Source organism: Nocardioides sp. CCNWLW216, assembly GCF_037120545.1.
Lineage (GTDB): Bacteria > Actinomycetota > Actinomycetes > Propionibacteriales > Nocardioidaceae > Nocardioides > Nocardioides lianchengensis.
This window is the reverse complement of record NZ_JBBBBJ010000009.1, coordinates 153,730-174,065: the sequence shown is the minus strand read 5'-3', so window position 1 is coordinate 174,065 and position 20,336 is coordinate 153,730. Positions and strand designations below refer to the sequence as shown.

19 protein-coding genes are annotated in these 20,336 nt (G+C 72.7%); 10 read left to right on the top strand and 9 right to left on the bottom strand.

The annotated features are described in order from the left end of the window. Positions 1-17: 17 nt before the first annotated feature. Positions 18-1,121: a citrate synthase 2 gene (locus V7S47_RS19410; RefSeq protein WP_336563114.1), complete on the top strand. Its 1,104-nt coding sequence runs from the start codon at positions 18-20 to the stop codon at positions 1,119-1,121. A gap of 15 nt (positions 1,122-1,136) precedes the next feature. Here the strand turns inward: V7S47_RS19410 and V7S47_RS19405 are convergent, their stop codons facing one another. From V7S47_RS19405 to V7S47_RS19395, 3 genes are read right to left on the bottom strand one after another with little or no spacing between them, the layout of a single operon-like run. After that, the gene (locus V7S47_RS19405) at positions 1,137-1,694 is read right to left on the bottom strand and encodes a hypothetical protein (RefSeq protein ID WP_336563113.1); all 558 of its coding nucleotides are present in this window, start codon (positions 1,692-1,694) and stop codon (positions 1,137-1,139) included. Positions 1,695-1,731: 37 nt separating this feature from the next. After that, on the bottom strand, positions 1,732-2,325 hold the full coding sequence (locus V7S47_RS19400) for a hypothetical protein (RefSeq protein WP_336563112.1): 594 nt from the start codon (positions 2,323-2,325) through the stop codon (positions 1,732-1,734). Next, positions 2,325-2,807 (bottom strand): GNAT family N-acetyltransferase, encoded by a 483-nt coding sequence (locus tag V7S47_RS19395; protein ID WP_336563111.1) that lies wholly within the window; start codon positions 2,805-2,807, stop codon positions 2,325-2,327. The genes V7S47_RS19400 and V7S47_RS19395 overlap by 1 nt, the downstream gene beginning before the upstream one ends. A 113-nt stretch (positions 2,808-2,920) precedes the next feature. Here V7S47_RS19395 and serC point away from each other — a divergent pair, with 113 nt between their 5' ends. After that, positions 2,921-4,039 carry a phosphoserine transaminase gene (serC, locus tag V7S47_RS19390; RefSeq protein WP_336563110.1) on the top strand — a complete coding sequence of 373 codons (1,119 nt, stop codon included), beginning with the start codon at positions 2,921-2,923 and terminating at the stop codon, positions 4,037-4,039. Positions 4,040-4,096: 57 nt separating this feature from the next. Here serC and V7S47_RS19385 read toward each other — a convergent pair whose 3' ends face one another. The 4 genes from V7S47_RS19385 to V7S47_RS19370 are packed head-to-tail and all read right to left on the bottom strand — an operon-like array spanning position 4,097 to position 7,830. Continuing rightward, positions 4,097-4,597 (bottom strand): O-acetyl-ADP-ribose deacetylase, encoded by a 501-nt coding sequence (locus V7S47_RS19385; RefSeq protein ID WP_442945366.1) that lies wholly within the window; start codon positions 4,595-4,597, stop codon positions 4,097-4,099. Next, positions 4,594-5,598: a DNA topoisomerase IB gene (locus V7S47_RS19380; RefSeq protein ID WP_336563107.1), complete on the bottom strand. Its 1,005-nt coding sequence runs from the start codon at positions 5,596-5,598 to the stop codon at positions 4,594-4,596. Before V7S47_RS19380 ends, V7S47_RS19385 begins: the two co-directional genes overlap by 4 nt. Positions 5,599-5,633: 35 nt before the next feature. Next, a complete protein-coding gene (locus V7S47_RS19375; protein WP_336563106.1) occupies positions 5,634-6,629 on the bottom strand; it encodes a hypothetical protein in 996 nt (331 codons plus the stop codon). Beyond that, positions 6,622-7,830, bottom strand: coding sequence for a class I SAM-dependent methyltransferase (locus V7S47_RS19370; RefSeq protein ID WP_336563105.1), 1,209 nt, complete (start codon positions 7,828-7,830; stop codon positions 6,622-6,624). The genes V7S47_RS19375 and V7S47_RS19370 overlap by 8 nt, the downstream gene beginning before the upstream one ends. A 165-nt stretch (positions 7,831-7,995) precedes the next feature. On the opposite strand from V7S47_RS19370, the gene V7S47_RS19365 reads away from it, so the two are divergent. From V7S47_RS19365 to V7S47_RS19330, 8 genes are all read left to right on the top strand, one after another. Continuing rightward, a complete protein-coding gene (locus V7S47_RS19365) occupies positions 7,996-9,237 on the top strand; it encodes a glycoside hydrolase family 5 protein (RefSeq protein ID WP_336563104.1) in 1,242 nt (413 codons plus the stop codon). A 162-nt stretch (positions 9,238-9,399) separates the two neighbouring features. Next, a complete protein-coding gene (locus V7S47_RS19360; RefSeq protein WP_336563103.1) occupies positions 9,400-9,645 on the top strand; it encodes a hypothetical protein in 246 nt (81 codons plus the stop codon). Then, on the top strand, positions 9,642-11,765 hold the full coding sequence (locus tag V7S47_RS19355; RefSeq protein WP_170867069.1) for a glycosyltransferase: 2,124 nt from the start codon (positions 9,642-9,644) through the stop codon (positions 11,763-11,765). The genes V7S47_RS19360 and V7S47_RS19355 overlap by 4 nt, the downstream gene beginning before the upstream one ends. Next, positions 11,765-13,492 carry a hypothetical protein gene (locus tag V7S47_RS19350; RefSeq protein WP_336563102.1) on the top strand — a complete coding sequence of 576 codons (1,728 nt, stop codon included), beginning with the start codon at positions 11,765-11,767 and terminating at the stop codon, positions 13,490-13,492. The genes V7S47_RS19355 and V7S47_RS19350 overlap by 1 nt, the downstream gene beginning before the upstream one ends. After that, on the top strand, positions 13,489-14,484 hold the full coding sequence (locus V7S47_RS19345) for a hypothetical protein (RefSeq protein WP_336563101.1): 996 nt from the start codon (positions 13,489-13,491) through the stop codon (positions 14,482-14,484). The genes V7S47_RS19350 and V7S47_RS19345 overlap by 4 nt, the downstream gene beginning before the upstream one ends. Then, positions 14,481-15,629, top strand: coding sequence for a hypothetical protein (locus tag V7S47_RS19340; RefSeq protein ID WP_336563100.1), 1,149 nt, complete (start codon positions 14,481-14,483; stop codon positions 15,627-15,629). The genes V7S47_RS19345 and V7S47_RS19340 overlap by 4 nt, the downstream gene beginning before the upstream one ends. Then, positions 15,629-17,080: a substrate-binding domain-containing protein gene (locus V7S47_RS19335; RefSeq protein WP_336563099.1), complete on the top strand. Its 1,452-nt coding sequence runs from the start codon at positions 15,629-15,631 to the stop codon at positions 17,078-17,080. Before V7S47_RS19340 ends, V7S47_RS19335 begins: the two co-directional genes overlap by 1 nt. Beyond that, positions 17,080-18,189 (top strand): hypothetical protein, encoded by a 1,110-nt coding sequence (locus V7S47_RS19330; protein ID WP_336563098.1) that lies wholly within the window; start codon positions 17,080-17,082, stop codon positions 18,187-18,189. Before V7S47_RS19335 ends, V7S47_RS19330 begins: the two co-directional genes overlap by 1 nt. 6 nt (positions 18,190-18,195) lie before the next feature. Here the strand turns inward: V7S47_RS19330 and V7S47_RS19325 are convergent, their stop codons facing one another. Continuing rightward, a complete protein-coding gene (locus V7S47_RS19325) occupies positions 18,196-19,086 on the bottom strand; it encodes an NUDIX hydrolase (RefSeq protein WP_336563097.1) in 891 nt (296 codons plus the stop codon). Further along, positions 19,086-20,321, bottom strand: a complete 1,236-nt coding sequence (locus tag V7S47_RS19320; RefSeq protein ID WP_336563096.1) for a geranylgeranyl reductase family protein — start codon at positions 20,319-20,321, stop codon at positions 19,086-19,088. Before V7S47_RS19320 ends, V7S47_RS19325 begins: the two co-directional genes overlap by 1 nt. Positions 20,322-20,336: the final 15 nt, after the last annotated feature.

Genomic DNA, 20,336 nt, shown 5'->3' with positions numbered 1-20,336 from the left:
ACGAAGGAGTCGCGCCGATGACCGAGGTACACCACGGGCTGGAGGGCGTCGTCGCCTTCGAGACGCAGATCGCGGAGCCCGACAAGGAGGGTTCGGCGCTGCGCTACCGCGGCGTGGACATCGAGGACATCGTCGGCCGGGTGCCGTTCGAGAACGTCTGGGGCCTGCTGATCGACGGCAAGTACTCCCCCGGTCTCGCCCCCGCGGAGCCCTACAACCTCCCGGTCCACACCGGCGACGTGCGCGTCGACGTCCAGGCCGCGGTCGCGATGCTCGCGCCGGCCTTCGGCTTCGGCCAGACCTACGACATCAGCGACGAGCAGGCCCGCGAGGACATCGGCCGGCTCGCCGTCATGGTGCTCTCGTACGCCGCCCAGTCGGCCCGCGGCCTGAACCAGCCCGTGGTCCCGCAGAAGGCCGTCGACGAGGGGAAGACCCTCGCCGAGAAGTTCCTGATCCGTTGGAAGGGCGAGGCCGACCCGAAGCACGCCCACGCGATCGACGCCTACTGGTCCTCCGCGGCCGAGCACGGCATGAACGCCTCCACCTTCACCGCCCGCGTCATCACCTCCACCGGCGCCGACGTCGCGGCCGCCTTCTCCGGCGCCATCGGCGCGATGAGCGGCCCGCTGCACGGCGGTGCCCCGGCCCGCGTGCTGACCATGATCGAGGAGGTCGAGAAGTCCGGCGACGCCACCGCCTACGTCAAGGGCCTGCTCGACTCCGGCGAGCGGCTGATGGGCTTCGGCCACCGTGTCTACCGCGCCGAGGACCCGCGCGCCCGCGTGCTCCGCCGTACGGCGAAGGAGCTCGACGCCCCGCGGTACGCCGTCGCCGAGGCCCTCGAGCAGGCGGCCCTGAAGGAGCTGCGCGAGCGCCGCCCCGATCGGGTGCTGGAGACCAACGTCGAGTTCTGGGCCGCGATCGTCCTCGACTTCGCCGAGGTCCCGGCCCACATGTTCACCTCGATGTTCACCTGTGCCCGCACCGGCGGCTGGTCGGCGCACATCCTGGAGCAGAAGACCACCGGCCGGCTGATCCGTCCCTCGGCCATCTACACCGGCCCCGCCGCCCGCAAGGCCGACGAGGTCGACGGCTGGGAGGCGGAGTGGCACGGCTGATCCGGCCCTGACCGGCTAGTCCAGGCGCCCCTCGAACCACGACGTCCGGCCGCGCGCGGCGGCGCGGGTGAGCGAGAGGTGCACGTGGTCGCGGTGCCGCAGGGTCGTCGAGCAGCGCCGCACGGTGCGGCAGGACGAGCTGAGGTAGCGCTCGGGCGCGAAGCCGTTCCAGGCGGAGTAGATCCGGTCGTCCCAGATGACGTACATGACGCCCATCCGCCGGGCGCGGGCGTCGGGGTTGCCGGCCCGGTCGGTGGCGAACAGGTCGCGCATCATCCGCCGCGCCGCGCGCCGGTCGCGGCCGCGCCGCACGTCGAGGGTCCAGTCGAAGGCGCGGCCCTCGGCGTGCTCCGACGTCGAGCCCTTCGCACAGGCGCGGGACACCCCGCCGTACGCGCCGCCGTACCTCCGGACGAGCCAGCGGCCGAGCACCACGGTGCCGGGCTTGGGCTTCGGCGCGCAGCGGGTCTGCGGCTGGTACGGCGCGTAGTCCTCGATCGGCGGCGCCGCGCCGGCCGGAGCAGCGGTCAGCAGGGTCGCCAGCAGGACCAGGAGGCAGACGGTACGGCGCACGGGATCGACCATCGACCGCCTCGCGGCCGACCTGAGGTCAGCTGACGGTCCGGGTGGTCCGCGCCAGGTAGGCCCGACCGCGCGGCGACAGGTCGTAGCCGACGTCGAAGCTCTGGGTCAGCCCGAGGTTCTTCAGCTTGCGCACGTCGATCTTGAACGGATCGCGCTCGCGCCCCATCTCGGCGGCCAGGTCCGGCGCGCGCACGTGCGGTCGCCGACCGATCAGGGCGAGGGTCGACATCGTCCACGGCCCGTGGCTGCTGGCCCGGTCCAGCCGCTCCAGCCGTACGTCGATGGCGCGCACGTCGTCCGCGCTGAGCTCGGCGCTCTCGCGCAGGGCGACCCGGGGGTCCGGGCCGGCGTACGCCAGCACCACGCGGTACGTCGGCAGCCCGCCCTCGACCTTGTCCAGCTGGCGACGGAGCCGGGCGGCGTCGGGCCAGCCCGCGGCGACCGCGTCCGCGTCGCTGATCGCCTCGGCGTCGACCACCTCGACCCCGTCGACCCGGATGACCCCCGCCACCGTGCGGAACTGCGAGCCGACCTTCACCCCCGGCTTCGCCCAGCGGCGGAAGGCCAGCGTCACCGAGCCGTCGGCGACGCCGTGGGCGACCTTGGGGGGCAGCAGCATCAGAGCAGCCGGCCGAAGCAGCGGTTCTCGGGGGAATCCTTGTAGTGCCCGAACGACGGGATCGGCTCGTAGCCCGCGGAGGTGTAGAGGGTGATCGCCTCGGGCTGCTTGTCGCCGGTCTCCAGGACCAGCGCGGCGAACCCGGCGTCGCGGGCGGTGGCCTCCAAGTGGGCGAGCATCCGGCGCGCGTGCCCGGCCCGCTGGGCGCGGGGGACGACGTACATGCGCTTGATCTCGGCGGTGCGGTCGGTGCCGAGCGCGGAGATGCCGCTGCTGCGCCAGGCAGCGGTCGCGACCGCGTCATCGCCCCGGTAGCCCACGAAGAAGCTGCCGGCGGGTGGGACGAACATCAGCGGGTCCAGCGGGGTCTCGTCGGGGCCGCCGTAGCGGACGACGTACTCGGCCTGCACCTCGTCGATCAGCCGCATCGCGTCGGGGTGGCCGTACTCGACCGGGACGATCCGGAGCTCCTGCACCTGCACGGGTCCATGATCCACGATCCGGCGATTTATCTCGCCGCAACGCGGCTGCAACAATGGCGGGGCTGACAGCGTGGTCAGGGAAGTCACACTCCTCGCCCTTCGGAAGGCAGCTCATGACCGACCTGCAGATCCCCGCCGACCTGCTCCCCGCCGACGGCCGCTTCGGTGCCGGACCGTCGAAGATCCAGACCAGCCACCTCGACGCGCTCGCCGCGACCGGCTCCTCGCTGATGGGCACGTCCCACCGCCAGGCGCCGGTGAAGAACACCGTCGGCCGGGTCCGCGAGGGCCTCGCCCAGCTGTTCTCGCTGCCCGAGGGCTACGAGGTCGTGCTCGGCAACGGCGGCGCGACGGCGTTCTGGGACATCGCGACGTTCGGCCTGATCGAGAAGAAGAGCCAGCACCTCTCCTTCGGCGAGTTCTCCTCGAAGTTCGCCAAGGCCGCGGCCGACGCCCCGTGGCTGGACGCCCCCACCGTCATCAAGAGCGAGCCGGGCTCCGCGCCGGTCGCCGCGGCCGAGGCCGGCGTCGACGTCTACGCCTGGGCCCACAACGAGACCTCCACCGCGGTGATGACCCCGGTCATCCGCCCGGCCGGCGCCGACGAGGGCTCGCTGGTCCTGGTCGACGCCACCTCCGGTGCCGGCGGCCTGCCCGTCGACCTCGCCGAGGTCGACGCCTACTACTTCGCCCCGCAGAAGTGCTTCGCCTCCGACGGCGGCCTGTGGATCGCGCTGATGTCGCCGGCCGCCCTCGAGCGGGCCGCCTCGATCGCCGCGTCCGACCGGCACGTCCCGGCCTTCTTCGACCTGCCGACCGCGATCGACAACTCCTCGAAGAACCAGACCTACAACACCCCGTCGGTCGCCACGCTGTTCCTGATGGCCGAGCAGCTGGACTGGATGAACGCCCAGGGCGGCCTCGCCGGCATGGTCGAGCGCACCACCCGCTCCTCCGACGCGCTCTACGGCTGGGCCGAGAAGACGTCGTACACCTTCCCGTACGTCGAGAACCCCGCCCACCGCTCGCTGGTCATCGGCACCGTCGACTTCACCGACGAGGTCGACGCCGCAGCCGTGGCCAAGGTGCTGCGCGCCAACGGCGTCGTCGACACCGAGCCCTACCGCAAGCTCGGCCGCAACCAGCTGCGGATCGCGATGTACCCCGCCGTCGACCCCGCCGACGTCGAGGCCCTCACCGGCTGCATCGACTGGGTCGTCGAGCGCCTCTGATCGTGGCGCGATAGTCCCTGACGTTCGGCATCCCTCGGACCTGCCGGACGTCAGGGACTATCCGGCCAGCGCCGCCCGGACCAGGTCGTACGACGCCCGGTCGAACGCGACGATCCGCGCCTCGGCGACCGACGTCGAGGCCGAGCGGAGGACCTCCAACGCGCAGGCGATCGCGTCGTCCTTCGGCCAGCCGTAGGCGCCGGCGCTGATCAGCGGGAAGGCGATCGACCGGGCGCCCAGCTCGTCGGCCACCTCCAGCGCCCGGGCGTAGCAGGACGTGAGAAGGGCGCGGTCGGTCTCTCCCCGAGTGCGGTTGGGCCCGACCACGTGGACCACCCACCGCGCCGGGAGCAGGCCGGCCGTCGTCCACCCGGCGTCGCCGGTGTCGAGGCCGCGGGGGAAGCGTCGCCGGCAGTCCTCCAGCACCGCCGGCCCGCCCGCGCGGTGGATCGCGCCGTCCACGCCCGCGCCGCCCCGCATCGCCCGGTTGGCGGCGTTGACCACCACGTCGACCTCCTGGGCGGTGATGTCACCCTGCACCGCGGTGATCTCCATCAGGCCTCCTTGATCAACCTCAGCGTCGCACGCTCCAGCGCCGCCTGCCGCAGGTCCGGGGTGTCGTAGGTGCGCCGGGTCGTGCCGCGGATGGTCCGGCCGTCCTCGTAGGCCTCGACCACCCGCGGGTCGACGTACGACGACCGCGCGAGCGTCGGCGTGTTCCCCAGGAACGACGAGACCTCCTTCATCGCGCCGGCCACCGCCCGCTTCTGCGAGGCCTGCGACTCCCCCGGCTCGGGCGACTCCGCGAGCGCGGCGGCCGCGAGCACGGTCGCGTGCCAGGTCCGGAAGTCCTTGGCCGTGGCCTCGATCCCGGTCGACTCGCGCACGTAGGCGTTGACCAGGTCGGGCAGCATCGAGCGCCACGACCGGCCGTCCTTGTAGGACAGCAGCCGCAGGTCTCCCCCGCGGCGTCGCCGCATCACCTCGATCGCCTCGATCACGACCACGTCGTCGATCTCGATCTCGTGCTCCACGCCGGACTTGCCGACGAAGGCGAAGACCAGCCGGTCCTGGCGCCGTCGTACGTGTCGACGCTCCAGGGTCGTCAGCCCGAAGCTGCCGTTGGTGTCGGCGTAGATGTCGTTGCCGATCCGGAAGTACCCCAGGTCCAGCAGCCGTACGGCGGCCGCGCAGGCCCGCTCCAACGGCATCCCCTCGCGCCCGAGGTCGGTCAGCACCAGCTCGCGGGCCCGCGTCAGCGCCTTGCCGAACTCCAGCATCCGGTCGAACTTCTCGGCGTCGCGCCGGACCCGCCATTCGGGGTGGTAGAGGTACTGCCGCCGCCCCGCGTCGTCGGTCCCGACCGCCTGCAGGTGACCGTTCTCGTACGGCGTCACCCACACGTCCTGCCAGGCCGGCGGGATCACCAGCTCGCGCACCCGCTGGGCGTCCGCGTCGGGCAGCCGAGCACCGGTCTCGTCGAGGTAGACGAAGCCCTTCCCGGCGCGCCGCCGGGTCCAGCCCGGTTGGTCCGGAGAGGTACGACGCAGCCGCGGCATGAGTGGTCAGTTGCCGCGAGCCGGGGCGGGCAAACTCACCCGCCCGGGCGGCGCCAGGTCCAGCGCAGCAGGAGCACCAGCAGGCCCAGACCGGCACCGGTGCCCAGCAGCCACGGCCAGACCGACCGGTCGACGACGACCTCCTCGGGGGGCGCGGGGTCGCCCTGCGGGTCGGGCGAGGCCGAGCCCGACGGTGCGGCGGGGGTCGGCGTGGGCGTCGGGGGCGCCAGGGCCGCCCGGACCTCCCGCGGCAGGCCCACTCGCAGCACGTCCGAGGAGGCGCCCTCGGTGCTGATCAGGATCCGCCCCGCCTCGTCGACCGCGAGCCCCTCGCCCTGGTCCTGGTCGGGGAGCTCGAACGAGCCGACCTCCTCCAGCCCGGGCCAGGTCAGCACCTCGGCGGCGCCGTAGTTGCGGATCAGGACGTGCCGGCCGTCGGGCAGGAACGAGCCGTCGGTGGCGATCGGGAGCGCGGTGCCCACGGCCTCCAGCCGGTTGGGACGGTCGGCGCGGAGCCGGGCCGGGGCCCGGTAGACGACGCCGCCGAGGATCCCCTTGCTGACGACGACCAGGCGACCGGAGCCGGGCTCGGTCATCAGGGTCTCCGCGTCGGTGGCGCCGTCGGGGTAGACGAGCTCGAACCGCTCCGGCGCCACGGTCCGGTCCTCCCGGCCCACCGGCACCCGCAGCACCTCGACCGTGTCGCGCACGGCCCGGTTGTCGCCGATGTCGCCGACCCACACCTCGCCCGGCCCGGCCGGCGCGAGCGCCTCGACGTCGCGCGGGTCGTCGTCCCAGCGGGTCACGCCGACGGTCTCGCCGCTGGCCGGATCCACGACGAGGACCCGGCCGGAGTCGCCCGAGTCGTTCACGGTCACGACCAGCCCGTCGCGGGCGACCAGCCCGCTGGACTCGACGATCTCGGGGTCGCGGAAGGTGAAGGCCACCTGCCCGTCGAGCGGGGCCGGCGCGGCGGCGGCGCCGAGCAGGAACGGGACGGCGACCAGGACGGCCAGCGCCCGGTCAGGCACGCGTGGCATCCAGCAGCTCGGCCAGCCGGGGGCGGACCGCCCAGGCGGCCACGAGGTCGTCGTACTCCGCGCGGACGTCGTCGCCGGGAACGCCGGTGCGGATCGCGCGGAGCATCGTGTTGCGGGGGGTGTGCTGGCTCTCGACGAACTGCACGACGTCGACGCGGTAGCCCTCGATGCGCAGCAGCCCGGCGCGCAGGCCGTCGGTGAGGGTGTCGGCGAGCCGCTCGCGGAGGATGCCGTGCCGGGTCAGCAGCGCGTACGGCGCCGGGGTGGGCGCCTTCCGCAGCTGCGCGGCGACGTCGTGGTGGCAGCAGGGCGCGGCCAGCACCACCTGGGCGCCCCAGCCGACCGCCTGGGCCAGCGCCTCGTCGGTGGCGGTGTCGCAGGCGTGCAGCGCCAGCACCACCTCCGGGGCCGGATCGAGCGAGACCCCGCCGATGGTGCCGACGACGAACTCCGCGTCGACGCCCAACGAGGCGGCCACCGCGCTGTTGTGCTCGCGCGACTGCTCCTTGACGTCGACACCGGTGACCACGACCGGCAGGCCGCGCACCGCGGTCAGGTAGCGCTGCGCGGCGAAGGTCAGGTAGGCGTTCCCGCAGCCCAGGTCGACGATCCGCAACGGCTCCTCGGCGGTCGGCTGCCGCAGGTGGCCCTTCTCCAGCGCCTCGCTGAGGGTCCCGTCAAGCAGCCGGAGGAACTCCTCCACCTGCCGGTACTTCGCCTGCCGGCTCGGCTTGAGTCGCCCCTGGGCGTCGCTCAGCCCGAGCGCCCGGAACACCGGGTCGTCCTCGGACAGCAGCCGGTCCTTGGCCCGGTCGTGACCGCGCTCGGCGGCCAGCGGCGCCGTGCGGTCGCTCGTGTGCCGGACCGCCTCGAGCTTCTTGGTCACCCGGACCTGGTGGCTCTGGGTCGTGGTGTCCACGTGCCAGTTGCCGAAGGGCAGGGCGAGCAGGTCGTCGACGGCAGCGCGGGCGCCGTCGCCGACGGCGTGGTTGGCGGTGTGCGCCTGGGTTTCGTCGTACGACGTCACCTGGAGGTGCCGACCGGCCTTCAGGTCGACGTAGCGCAGCTCGACCCGTCGCCACGGCGGCTGGTTGCCGCGCTGGCGGCCGCTGGCCACCGCCCGGACCAGCACGTCCGGGTCGAGCAGGTGCCCGCGCACCTGCGCCAGCGCCTGCGACAGCGGCTCGGCCACCTCAGCTCACCACCGCGGCGATCACCACGATCACCAGCAGCGCCACCAGGGCGGCCGGGATGATGAGGCGGCGATAGCGAGGGTTCACCTGACGAGTCTAGGAGCGGGCACCACGGACGGGCGCGCGCCCCCGTACGATTCGTGCCCGACGGAGAGGGGGCCTTCGTGCACCGACGCGTGCGTGTCCTGCTGATCGTGGCGATCGCCCTGCTGCTGACGACGGCCGGCGTCCTCGCCGTCCGGCAGTCCGGCGTCCTCGACGACGGGACGGGCCCGGCGGCCGAGACGACCGGCGCCGCACAGCCCCGGGTCGAGGAGAACCGCCTGGTCGACGCCCGCACCGGCCGCGACTTCGTCCCCCGGGGCGTGAACTGGTCGAGCTTCGAGTACGCCTGCGCCCAGGGCTGGGGCCTCAGCGCCCTCGACACCACGGCGGGCGCGGCCGACCCGCACGACGCCCAGGCGGCCGCGATCGCCTCGTGGGGCGCGAACACCGTCCGGCTCCCGCTCAACCAGGACTGCTGGCTCGGGAGCCGCGGTGCGCCGGTGAGCGACCAGTACGAGGAGCGCACCTACGAGGCCTACCGGGACGAGGTCGCGCGCTTCGTCACCGCCCTGAACCGGCACGGGCTGGTCGTCATCCTCGACCTGCACAGTCGCAAGCGCGCCGAGGCGCCCGAGTTCGGCAACCTGGCCATGCCGGACGCCGAGTCGCTGGTCTTCTGGCGCAGCGTGGCGACGGCGTACCGGCACCGCCCCTCGGTGATGTTCGACGCCTTCAACGAGCCCTACTCCCGCTACGACGCCACCGACGAGCTGGTCTTCGACCTGACCTGGGCCTGCTGGCGCGACGGCGGCTGCGAGGCCCCGGCCGAGGACGACCAGACGACCACCGACGGGACCCGCACCTACCCCGTCCAGGGCATGGCGGCGGTCGTCGGCGAGATCCGGGACAGCGGGGCCGAGCAGCCGATCCTCCTGGGCGGCCTCGACTACGCCAACGACCTGAGCCGGTGGCTCGAGTTCGCCCCCGACGACGACCAGCTGGTCGCGGCCTTCCACAGCTACGACTTCAAGGCCTGCTCGACCCGCGAGTGCTGGGACTCCGTCCTCGGCCCGCTGGCCGACAGCGTGCCGGTCCTGACCTCCGAGCTCGGTGCCGAGGACCCCCTCGGCGGGTACGTCGACCGCTACCTCGAGTGGGCCGACGACCGCGGGATCGGAGCCGTCTTCTGGGTCTGGGCCGCGCACGCCAGCGACCCGATGTCGCTCCTGGTCGAGCAGGGCGGAACGCCCACCGAGTACGGCGTACGCACCCGGGCCTGGCTCTCGGGCGAGCCGGTCCCGGCGGTCGGGGCCAGGTCCGGAATCACCCCGGAGATCACCCCGGAGACGCCCTCCGGATGAGCGCGGGTGTGCCCGCGTGACGGGGGGCACAGGCGGCGACCCCGAATTTTTACAAGCTGTTACTGGCCTGAGGAAGTTCAGTGGGAGCCCGCCCGACAGGATTGACCCCGTTATCCCTGGGGTCCTGAGACGGGCCGGGGGTCATCAGTGGGGGGATGAGTCATGACGGTCCAAGCAGCTGCGTCGCGCCCGGTCGGGAAGACCTCGGGTGCCGCAGGCCTCGGTGCCTTGCTGCAGCTCGGTGTGTTCGTGGTCGTCGTCGTCACCTTCCTGGTGGCGCCGCTCCTCGCCCTCGCCGTCGCGTTCCTGGTCTACACGGTGATGCGCGGTCGCGGCGAGGCCAACCGCCCCGCGGCCGGCTCGACCACCCAGGGTCCCGCCTTCGGCTTCGGCTCGGGCGCCCGGTGACCGCCACGATCGTCGCGTCCGCGACCCGGCTCACCGACGGCATCGACCCCGAGCTCGGCCTGCTCCTGCCGGAGGGCTTCTGCCGGACCTTCCGGGTGATGCCGTACGCCGAGGTCGACGGGCAGCTGCTCGTCGCCGCCGCCGACGTCGCCGACCCGATCGTGGAGCGGGTCGTCGACGAGTTGATCACCCGGCCGTTCGTGCTCGTCCGGCACACCGTCAACGAGATCAACGGCGCCATCGACGCGGTCTACCCGCCGCTCGAGGAGAACCTGGAGTCGCCCGAGGCCCGTCGGGCCCGGACCCAGATGGCCCAGATGCTGACCCGCAGCGGCCTGGTCACCGAGGACCAGCTGCGGACCGCGACCCTGGAGTACTCCCGCACCGGCGACCCGCTGGGCGACATCCTGGTCTCCCACGGTGCCATCTCCGAGGACGTGCTGGTCGCCGCCCTCTCCGAGCTGCACCAGCTGCAGCGGGTCGGCCTGACCGACTTCGAGCCCGACACCGACGTCGCCCGGGCGCTGCCCGAGGCGCTCGCCCAGGAGCTGCAGGTCGTCCCGGTCGCCCGCACCGGCACGGAGTTCCTGCTGGCCGTCGCCCGCCCGCTGGGCCGCGAGGACCTCGCCCGGGTCGAGTCGGCCCTCGGCAAGCCGGTGCGCCAGCTGCTCGCGAACCGCACCGACCTCGACCAGCTCGTCCAGCGCGTGCACGCGCACCACTACGCCGAGATCGCCACCCGCCTGGTCATGGAGACCCGGCCGGAGGAGTCGGCCCACGTGGTCGTCTCGCCGACCCAGAAGGCCTTCTTCGTCTGCGCCCTCATCGTCACCGTGCTGGTCGGCGTGGTCTGGCCGACCAAGACCATGATCGGCCTGGTCGCGCTGTGCAGCCTGGCGTACCTGTCGGTCTCGATCTACAAGTTCCGGCTGACCCTGCGGGCCCTCGGCACCCACCTCGAGTACGACGTCACCGACGAGGAGCTCGCCGACCTCGACGAGCGGATCCTGCCGATCTACACGATCCTGGTCCCGCTCTACAAGGAGGCCGGCATCGTCCCGCGGCTGGTCCGCGACATGAACGCGCTGGACTACCCGAAGACCCGCCTCGACGTGAAGCTCCTCTGCGAGGAGGACGACGTCGAGACGATCGCCAAGATCCAGTCGATGAACCTGCCCCCGCACTTCCACCTCGTGGTCGTGCCGGACAGCCTGCCGAAGACCAAGCCGAAGGCCTGCAACTACGGCCTGCAGCTGTCCAAGGGCAAGTACTGCGTCATCTTCGACGCCGAGGACCGCCCGGACCCGGACCAGCTGAAGAAGGCGTTCGTCACCTTCACCCGCGTCGACCGCAACGTCGCCTGCGTCCAGGCCAAGCTGAACCACTTCAACCAGGACCAGAACATGCTGACGGCCTGGTTCGCCAACGAGTACTCGATGCACTTCGAGCTGATCCTGCCCGCCATGGGCGCCTCGGAGTCCCCGATCCCGCTCGGCGGCACCTCGAACCACTTCGTCACCTCGACGCTGCGCGAGCTCGGCGCCTGGGACCCGTTCAACGTCACGGAGGACGCCGACCTCGGCATCCGCCTGCACCGCGAGGGCTACCGCACCGCGATGATCGACTCCACCACGCTGGAGGAGGCCAACTCGGTCGTCCCGAACTGGATCCGGCAGCGCAGCCGCTGGAACAAGGGCTACTACCAGACCTGGCTCGTGCACATGCGCAACCCGTTCCAGCTGCTCTCGCAGGTCGGCCTGAAGGGCTTCCTGAGCTTCAACCTGACCATGGGCAGCGCCTTCGTGCTGCTGCTCAACCCGATCTTCTGGGCCCTCACCACGCTCTACGTCTTCACCCAGGCCGGCTTCATCGAGCAGCTCTTCCCGGGCATCGTCTTCTACGTCGCCAGCGCGATGCTGTTCGTCGGCAACTTCATCTTCATCTACCTCAACGTCGCGGGCAGCCTGCAACGCGGCGAGTTCGGGATCACCGGCACCGCCCTGCTCTCCCCGCTCTACTGGGGCCTGATGAGCCTGGCGGCCTGGAAGGGCTTCATCCAGCTCTTCACCAACCCGTTCTACTGGGAGAAGACCGAGCACGGCCTGGACGAGGAGCACTGATGAGCGCCCCTGTCATCGAGCCGACCCCGGCTCCCTCCGAGCCGGTCATCAAGCGCACCCGGGAGCGCCTGGCCGGGACCGTCCAGGCGGTCGGCCACCGGCCGCACGACATCCCGCGCCGCCGGTGGGAGAGCCTCGCGATCTTCGCGTTCTTCGCCGTCGCCTACATCTGGTTCGGCTACTGGCTCGTCGTCGAGATGCACGTCGTGAGCTTCGAGACCCTCGACCGGCTGAACCGGTCGCTCATGGTCTGGCACAACGACCCCGCCAAGCTCTCGGCCATCGGCTTCGACTACCCGCCGCTGACCACGCTGCTGATCTCGCCGCTGACCCTGGTGCCCGCGCTGGCCCGCTCGCTGGCCATCGTGCCGGTCGCGTCGGCGCTGTTCGCCGCGGGGACGATGGTGATCCTCAACAGCATGCTGCGCCGGGCCCAGGTCCTCACGGCCCTGCGCTACGCCGTGCTGCTCGCGGTCGGCGCCAACCCGCTCGTGCTCCTGTACGGCGCCGGCGGCTCGCGCCAGTTCATCTGGATCTCGCTGGTCATGGTGGCCGTGGGCGCGCTCTTCGCCTGGTACGTCACCGCCGACATCCGCTTCATCATGATCTCCGGCCTGGCCTTCTCGGTCGCGACGCTCGCCGGCTACTCCAGCCTGATCTGGTTCGCCATCGGCGCGCTGATGATCGGCTCGGTGCTCAGCCGTCTCGGCGCCCGCGGCGAGGAGATCGAGGGCACCACGGTCGGCTTCGCCGCGCCCACGGCGTACGTCATCGCCCTGTGGACGGCGTTCAACCTGATCCTGCTCTCGAACCCGTTCGCCTGGATCACCGACAGCAGCGACGCGGCCTCCTCGATCGGCGTGGAGCACTTCACGTTCCTCGAGCTCGCCCAGTACACCGGCCAGCTGGTCCTGTACGGCGCGCCGCTGGCGATCGTCGTGCTGCCCGCCCTGATCTTCACCGGCTTCCGCAGCAACGGCTTCGCGCTGTGGCTCGCGGTGATGCTGGCTGCGGCGATCCTGGCCCCGGCCGCGTCGGTGGCGCTCGGCCTGACCGACGCGCCGATGCTGATGCGCAACGCCCTGCTGATCCTGCTCTTCGCCGTGATCGGCGCGATCTGGGTCGCCCGCTCCTCCGGCACCCAGAACGCCGTGGTGAGCGCGATCCTGGTCGCCCTGCTCGTCGGCAGCATCCCGTGGACGTTCCACGCGATGAAGACCTACCGCTATCAGAACCTGGAGTCCTCCTTCGCCGCCGCGATCAGCACGCGGGAGAGCCAGGAGGGGGCGCGCACGCCCACCGGCGGCACCGTCGGCACGGCGTCGGAGCAGGCGATGGCCGACTTCATCCGCGCCAACATCTCCGGCAAGAGCACGATCCTCACCGACAACGCCCAGACCTACGCCGTGATGCTGCTGACCGGCGACCCGGCGCTGTTCTTCGACCGGGTCGACCGCTCGGACGGGCCGTGGCAGGAGGCGGCGAAGGACCCGGCCGGGTACGACGTCCGCTACCTGCTGCTGTCGACCGACACCAGCGAGGACCTGCTCAGCCAGCTCTACAGCGACGCGGTCGACGGGACCGACACGCTCCTGCCCGAGGTCTTCTCCACGCCGCGCTACACGCTCGTCGGGGTCACGCCGGACTACCAGCGACCCGACTCGAGCAGCCCCGCCACCCCGACCCCGGCCCTCGACGACACCACCTCTGGAGGTTCGGTCCAGTGATCGACCACGACAGCATCGCCCCGCCGCCGTCGCTCGCCGACATCCTGTCGGGTGGTGAGGACCTGATCGGTCGCGTCGACTTCGGCTCCCGCCTGGTCCCCGAGGCCCGCGACGACGCGGCCGACAGCACCGACAGCACCCGTGGCACCGGGGGCACCGCCACGGCCACCCGGACCCGCACGCCCCAGGTCGCCGCGAAGCCCGCCCCCAAGCCGGCTCCGAAGGCCCCCGAGGCCCCGAAGCCCGCCGAGACGTCCGCCGCCGAGAGCGAGACCGAGACCGGGACTGCCGCGAAGCCCGGCCGCAGCCCGAGGTCGAAGACCAAGCCCCGCGGCAGCGCCCGGGCCACCCTGCGCCCGGCCCTGAAGCGGGTCACCGAGGAGCCGGTCGCCGAGGCGCCGGTGCTCGCGCCGGTCGTGAAAGAGGAGCCCGACGCGGTCGAGATCGAGATGGAGCTCGACGACGAGCCCACCGTCGCGCCGCAGTCGTTCCTCGACGAGGAGCCCGACGAGCCGCCGTTCGGGCACTCCTACGTCGACCCCTACGCCACCTCGTTCGCCGACCCGTACGCCGGCCGCGTCGGCGCGCCCCGCGAGCTGCCGAGCATGACGGCGCCGTCGACGGTGCCCCAGGACGACGTCGCCTACCTCGGCCTGTCGGTCGAGGAGGTCGCCGACTCCGCCCGCGCCCGGATGCGGGCCGCCGAGGTCGCGCACCTGCGCCACCTGGAGGCCATCGAGAACGAGGCCGCCCGGCGCCTGGAGCTGCTCACGGCCCAGGCCGAGCTCGACGCCGAGCTGATCCGCCTACACGCGCGCCGCGAGGCGCACGCCATCATCACCGCCGCCCGCACCCGCACCGGCTCCGCCGGTGGCGCCACCCGCGCCGAGCGCCGGCTCGCCGACGTCGGCGGGTCGTTCTCCCGCTTCGCCGAGTCCCTGGAGTCCAGCATCGAGTCGTCCTCGGCCCCCGACCACCGGTACCGGCCGTGATCGCCCGCCGCCGCCACGGCCTCGTCGCCCTGGCCACCGCCACCGTCCTCGTCCTCGCCGGCTGCGGCGGTGGGGACGACGAGGCGAAGGCCGACCCGGACCTGCAGATCGCCGCGTCCGGCGCCGACGCCGCCGACACCCTCGACTCCGCGGAGACCCGGTTCTTCTCCGACTCCTCACCGTGGAACACCCGTGCGGACGACCTCGACGTGGACCCCGCGTCGAACTCGATGATGAGGCTGGCCCGCGAGCGGGTCGGCGTCGTCGAGGACGGCAACGACATCACGGTCGAGCCGCGCCAGATCACCGACCCGGTCTACATCAACACCGAGGCCTGGACGACGCCCGTCGTCGCGGGCGGCGAGCCGACCAAGGTCGTGTGCCGGCAGATCATCTGCGGCGACGGCGCGGACAGCATGGTCCTCAACGTCCCGACCGACATCGACCCGGACCCGCGCTACGACGGCTGGTACACCATCTTCGACACCAGCAAGTCGATCGCCTACGACCTGTGGCGCGCGCGCCGCGAGGACGACGGCAGCATCTCCTACCACTTCATGCGGATCTGGGAGCTCGACGGACCGGGCTTCAGCGCCCCCCAGGTCGTCGGCGCCCGCGGCTCCGGCCTCCCGCTCTTCGCCGGGCTGATCCGGCCGGGCGAGCTCAACGCCGGCAAGATCGACCACGCGCTGGCGATCAGCGTCCCCGGACCCGCCCAGAGCAGCTTCGTCCAGCCCGCCTCGTCGACCGACGGCAACGGCCAGCCGAAGTCGCTTCCCGAGGGTGCGCGGATCCGCCTCAAGGCTGACGTCACCTTGTCCGAGCCGGTCGACCCGGTCACCGGCAAGCCGATCCCGATGACCGCCCAGCAGCGCCGGTACGCCGACGCGATCACCCTCGCGCTGCGCACCTACGGCGCCATCGTCGTCGACCGCGCCGCGGTCCCCACGCTCTACGCCCAGCGCGACGTCACCGGCGACATGCTCCGCGGCAACGAGCTGCAGGGCCTGCACCTCGAGGACTTCGAGGTCGTCGAGCTCGGCAAGCGCTACGAGTACCCGCCGGACGAGGTGGACGCGGGCGACGCCGCCACGCCGTCCTCGGACCCGTCCGCCACCGCCACCCCGACCCAGGGAGCCTCCTGATGCCCACCCCGAGCGCCGCCCGCCGCGGACTGGCCGTCGGTGCGGGCCTCCTGCTCGCCGCCGGCCTGCTCACCTCGTGCAGCTCCGACGAGGGTGACGGCACCGACCTGGTGGCCCAGGCCCAGGAGGTGCAGTACCGCACCGAGCTGGCCCAGCAGCAGGAGATCGAGCGCCGCGCGGCCAACCTGCCGACCCGGCCCGCCGGCACCGTCGTCATCGACGGCAACACCGACAGCTCGCTGACCCGCGACCTCACCTCGGCGTACGTCGCCGACGGCACGGTCACCACCGTCGACGTCGGTCACAGCGGCGAGGACGAGGCCTTCCAGCGGCTCTGCGCCGGCGAGATCGACCTGGTCGACTCGAGCCGCGCGATCAGCCGCTCGGAGTGGGAGGCCTGCCGCGCCGTCGGCCTCGACGTCGTGCAGTTCCAGGTCGCGGCCGACGCGGTCGTGGTCGCCATCAAGTCCGAGTCCGACGTGGGCGGCGACTGCCTGAGCACCCAGCAGGTCCAGGACATCTACCGGGCCGGCTCGCCGGTCACCAACTGGGCCCAGGTCGGCCTGGACGAGGTGCCGCTCAGCGTCGCCGGGCCCGACACCCAGAACAAGGCGTTCGACTTCTTCGGCCGTACCGTCCTCGACGCGCCGCAGCCCTCGCTGGTCAATCTCCGCTCCGACTACCGCGCCCTCGACAGCGACCGCGGCTCGCGGACCTTCGTCGTCGGCAGCGCCCGCGACGAGCGGATCGCCGGCACCAACGCCGACCGCCAGCGGGTCCGCGAGCAGCTGCGCAGCGAGGTCGCCGCGCAGCGCCAGGTCGTCGACGACGCCCGCGACGAGGTCGAGGCCGCCACCGCCGAGGTCACCAAGGGCGTCCGCGACCAGCGGCCGGCCGCCGACCAGGCCCGCGACCAGCAGCGCCTCGACAAGGCGAACGCCGCCTACCAGGCGGCTCGGACCAAGCTGGTCGCCCTGAAGGCGAGCTGGACCCGGGCCAAGCGGGCCGCCGACGGCTCCGCCGCGGCGCTGAAGCGCTACGAGGCCACCCGGGGTCACCTGTCGTACTTCCGGTTCAGCTACTACGAGCTCTTCGAGGAGCAGCTCCGGCCGTTCGAGATCACCCTGCCCGACGGCCAGCGCAACTGCGTGTTCCCGAGCCAGCGGACCATTGTCTCGGGGCAGTACCCGCTCTCCCAGCAGCTGCTGCTCACCACGACCACCCGCTCGCTCGACCGCGACGACGTCTCGGGCCTGCTGGAGTTCACGCTCTCCCACGCGGTCCAGGAGGCCGAGGACGCCCGCCTGGTCCCGCTCCCGGACGCCCAGGTGAACCAGCAGCTCGCGGTGGTCCGCGGCGAGCAGGCGCCGACGCTGGTCGTGCCCGAGGAGGACAAGGCCGCGGTCGAGTCCACGAAGGACGCCGAGCCGGTCGACGAGCCGGCCCAGTGATGCACGCGGGTTCTCGGGGCCACTGGCTCGTCACTCCCCTGCTCCTGGCGCTCGCCGTCGGAGGGAGCGTCGTCCCCCTGTCGGCGGCGGCCGCCGCCGACGGCGCACGGGTCGTCACGCTCGACTCCGCGCGGGTCGGCACCAGCACGAGCGCGCCCGCGACGATGCGGGTCGCGCGCAAGAAGGACACCACCCGGGTCGTCCGGAAGGTGACCGTCTCCTGGAAGGGCACCAAGCGCAAGCGGGTCTACAGCAAGTCGGCCGTGGTCCCCGGCATCGGCCGGCTCACCCTGACCTGCCGCCCCAACGCCACCTACGTCCGGCTCACCGTCTCCGACCGCTCCGCCGAGACCCAGATGTGGATGGCGAAGTACGAGACCAAGAACAACCGCGCCGTCGTGGCCACCAAGACCGCCCGGGTCTACCGCTACGCGCACGCCCTCGACGACGGCACCGGCGGCACCGGGAAGTCCACGACCGAGGGCCTCAACCAGCGCTCTCAGATCGAGAACTACTCCAGCGGCTACCTCGACGGCATCATCAGCCAGCGACCGGGCCGCAACCGGCCGGTCACCGGCACCGCCCCCGTCCCGGTGACCTCGCTGAAGCTCAACTGGTGGTGGACCGGCTTCCGCAACCCGATGTCGTGGCGCTCCTGCAAGATCGACGCGGTCCTCACGACCCGGCTGAACCAGCGGATGGGCGTCAACTGGCACGGTGTCGCCGACTCCCCGACCACCCAGCTCGCGCAGTACGCCGTGGCCGGCCTCGGCACCCTGCAGCTGCGCTGCGAGCCCGACGTCGGCAACGACGACGGACGGCGCACCCTGTCGCTGGCCCCGGCGGTGCGCGGCCGCAGCTCGCGGGTGTGGGTCGAGACGATCTCGGGCGAGGGCCAGGTCGAGGACCACGTCGACGGCGAGACGGTCGACTACGACCCGGAGACCAAGCTGGTCGGGCCGATCGACCTGCCCCGCAACGGCATGCTGCGGCTCTTCTTCACCGTCGGTGGCGTGAAGCGCAGCTTCATCGTCTCGTCGTACCTGCTCACCAACGACCGGATCCGCCCCGAGCTCAACGTCTGCGAGACGGCGATCGCCGCCAGCTGACCCGCCTCAGGCGGTACGGCGCGCCGCGGCCGCGAGCCCGGCCCGCACTACGTCGAGCGCGTCGACCGCGCCCGACGAGACGTCGGCGACCGGCACCCAGGCGACCGCGTCGGTGGTGCCGTCGACCTCGGTGACCCGGGGCTCGGCGTCCACGGGGACCGTGGCGGCGAAGACCAGGTGGACCGCGTGGAAGTCCTCGTGCCGGCCGGAGGGCGCCGTCCCCTCGAAGTGCTCGTCGTGGACGTCCAGCACCTCGCCGACCGTGCACGCGACGCCGCACTCCTCGCCGACCTCGCGGACCAGCGCGTCGCGGGGCGCCTCGCCGTGGTCGACGCCGCCGCCGGGCAGCGTCCAGCGGCCGGAGTGGAAGCCCCGGGCGGAGATCCGGGTCAGCAGCACGTCGTCGCCGCGCAGGATCACGGCGTACGCCGCCAGGCGCTGCAGCCGGAACGGCTCGTGGCGGTGCAGCGCCTGGCGGACCAGCGGCACGGTCGGCAGCGTGCCGTCCAGCACCGCGGAGACCGGGTGCCAGGCGGCGTCGACCGTCGAGCCGTCAACCTCGACGACCCGCGGTGCCGGGGCGTCGCGCGGCACCCAGCCCTCGTAGACCAGGCGCACGGAGTGCACGTCCACCCGCCGGCCCTCGCGCCAGGCCGAGCCCTGGTGGAAGGAGTCGACCCGGATCTCCTCCCCCACCCGGACGTCGAGTCCCGTCTCCTCGTGCAGCTCGCGGACCACGGCGTCGCGCGGGTCCTCACCGTGCTCGACCCCGCCGCCGGGCAGCGTCCAGACCTCGCTCTCGCTGACCCGCGGGGCGAGCCGGCTCAGCAGGATCCGGTCGTCGCGCAGCACGACGGCGTAGGCCGCGAGCCGCCGCTCGCGTGGCAGCGAGCGCATCAGGAGAACGGCGGTCGGTGGTCGCGGGCGATCGAGCGGCGACCGGCCCAGCGCCAGACCCGGGCCGCCCGGTCGCGGTCCTCGTCGGTCACCAGGTTGCCCATCCAGCGCAGGGCCAGGGTCATCAGCCAGTCCGAGCGCATGCCCACGGGACCGAGCGCCGGCAGCAGCCGCGGAACGGTCACCAGGCCGGCGAGCCGGCGGGCGATCGAGAACGACTCGCCGTAGTGCTCGCTCAGCAGCGCGGGCCAGGCCCGCTCGAGCGCGGCCCCGTCGGCGATCAGCTCGGCGACCAGCCGGCCGGTCTCCAGGCCGTAGTCGATGCCCTCGCCGTTGAGCGGGTTCACGCAGCCCGCCGCGTCGCCGATCAGCGCCCAGTTGGCGCCGGCGACGTGGGAGACCGCGCCGCCCATGGGCAGCAGCGCCGAGGTCGGCGCGCGCAGGTCGTCGCCCAGCTGGAACTCGCTGCGCCGCTGCTCGGCGTAGTGGGCCATCAGCGGCCGGACGGCGATGTCGGTGGGCCGCTTGGCGGTCGCGAGGGTGCCGACGCCGAGGTTCACCTCGCCGGTCCCGAGCGGGAAGATCCAGCCGTAGCCGCTGAGGATGTCGCCGTCCTGGCCGCGCAGCTCCAGGTGCGAGCTGATCCACGGGTCGTCGCTCATCCCGGACGTCACGTAGGAGCGACCCGCCACGCCGTACACGGTGTCGCGGTGCCACTCGCGGCCCAGCACCTTGCCGAGCGGGGAGCGGACGCCGTCGGCCACCACGAGGGTGTCGCAGGCGATCTCGTAGGTCTCGGCTCCGTCCTTGAACACGACGGCGGCGACCCGACCGCCGTCACGTCGTACGTCGACCGCCCGGGCCCCGTCGATCCCGGTGGCACCGGACTTCAGCGCGGTGGTGCGCAGGTGGTCGTCGAGCTCGGTGCGGGCGACCGCCGAGCCCCAGTCGGGCAGGGTGCCGCCCGGCCAGGGCAGCAGCAGGGTCTGGCCGAAGCCGTGCGCGCGCAGACCCTGGTTGACCGTGTGGGCCCGCAGCCAGTCCTCGAGGCCGAGGCGCTGGAGCTCGCCGATGGCGCGCGGGGTCAGTCCGTCACCGCAGGTCTTGTCGCGCGGGAAGACCGCCGCGTCGGCGAGGACGACGTCGGCGCCACCGCGGGCCGCCCAGGCCGCGGCCGCGGATCCGGCGGGGCCGGCGCCGACGACCAGGACGTCGGTCCTCGCGGGAGTGCTCACCCCCTGATTCTCCCA

Bases quoted from the DNA above. Each gene is read 5' to 3' on its own strand.
- V7S47_RS19335 (WP_336563099.1), top strand. From the start codon at position 15,629: ATGCCCACCCCGAGCGCCGCCCGCCGCGGACTGGCCGTCGGTGCGGGC.
- V7S47_RS19360 (WP_336563103.1), top strand. From the start codon at position 9,400: ATGACGGTCCAAGCAGCTGCGTCGCGCCCGGTCGGGAAGACCTCGGGT.
- V7S47_RS19410 (WP_336563114.1), top strand. From the start codon at position 18: ATGACCGAGGTACACCACGGGCTGGAGGGCGTCGTCGCCTTCGAGACG.
- V7S47_RS19350 (WP_336563102.1), top strand. From the start codon at position 11,765: ATGAGCGCCCCTGTCATCGAGCCGACCCCGGCTCCCTCCGAGCCGGTC.
- V7S47_RS19325 (WP_336563097.1), bottom strand. From the start codon at position 19,086: ATGCGCTCGCTGCCACGCGAGCGGCGGCTCGCGGCCTACGCCGTCGTG.
- V7S47_RS19400 (WP_336563112.1), bottom strand. From the start codon at position 2,325: ATGCTGCTGCCCCCCAAGGTCGCCCACGGCGTCGCCGACGGCTCGGTG.
- V7S47_RS19330 (WP_336563098.1), top strand. From the start codon at position 17,080: ATGCACGCGGGTTCTCGGGGCCACTGGCTCGTCACTCCCCTGCTCCTG.
- V7S47_RS19380 (WP_336563107.1), bottom strand. From the start codon at position 5,598: ATGCCGCGGCTGCGTCGTACCTCTCCGGACCAACCGGGCTGGACCCGG.
- serC (WP_336563110.1), top strand. From the start codon at position 2,921: ATGACCGACCTGCAGATCCCCGCCGACCTGCTCCCCGCCGACGGCCGC.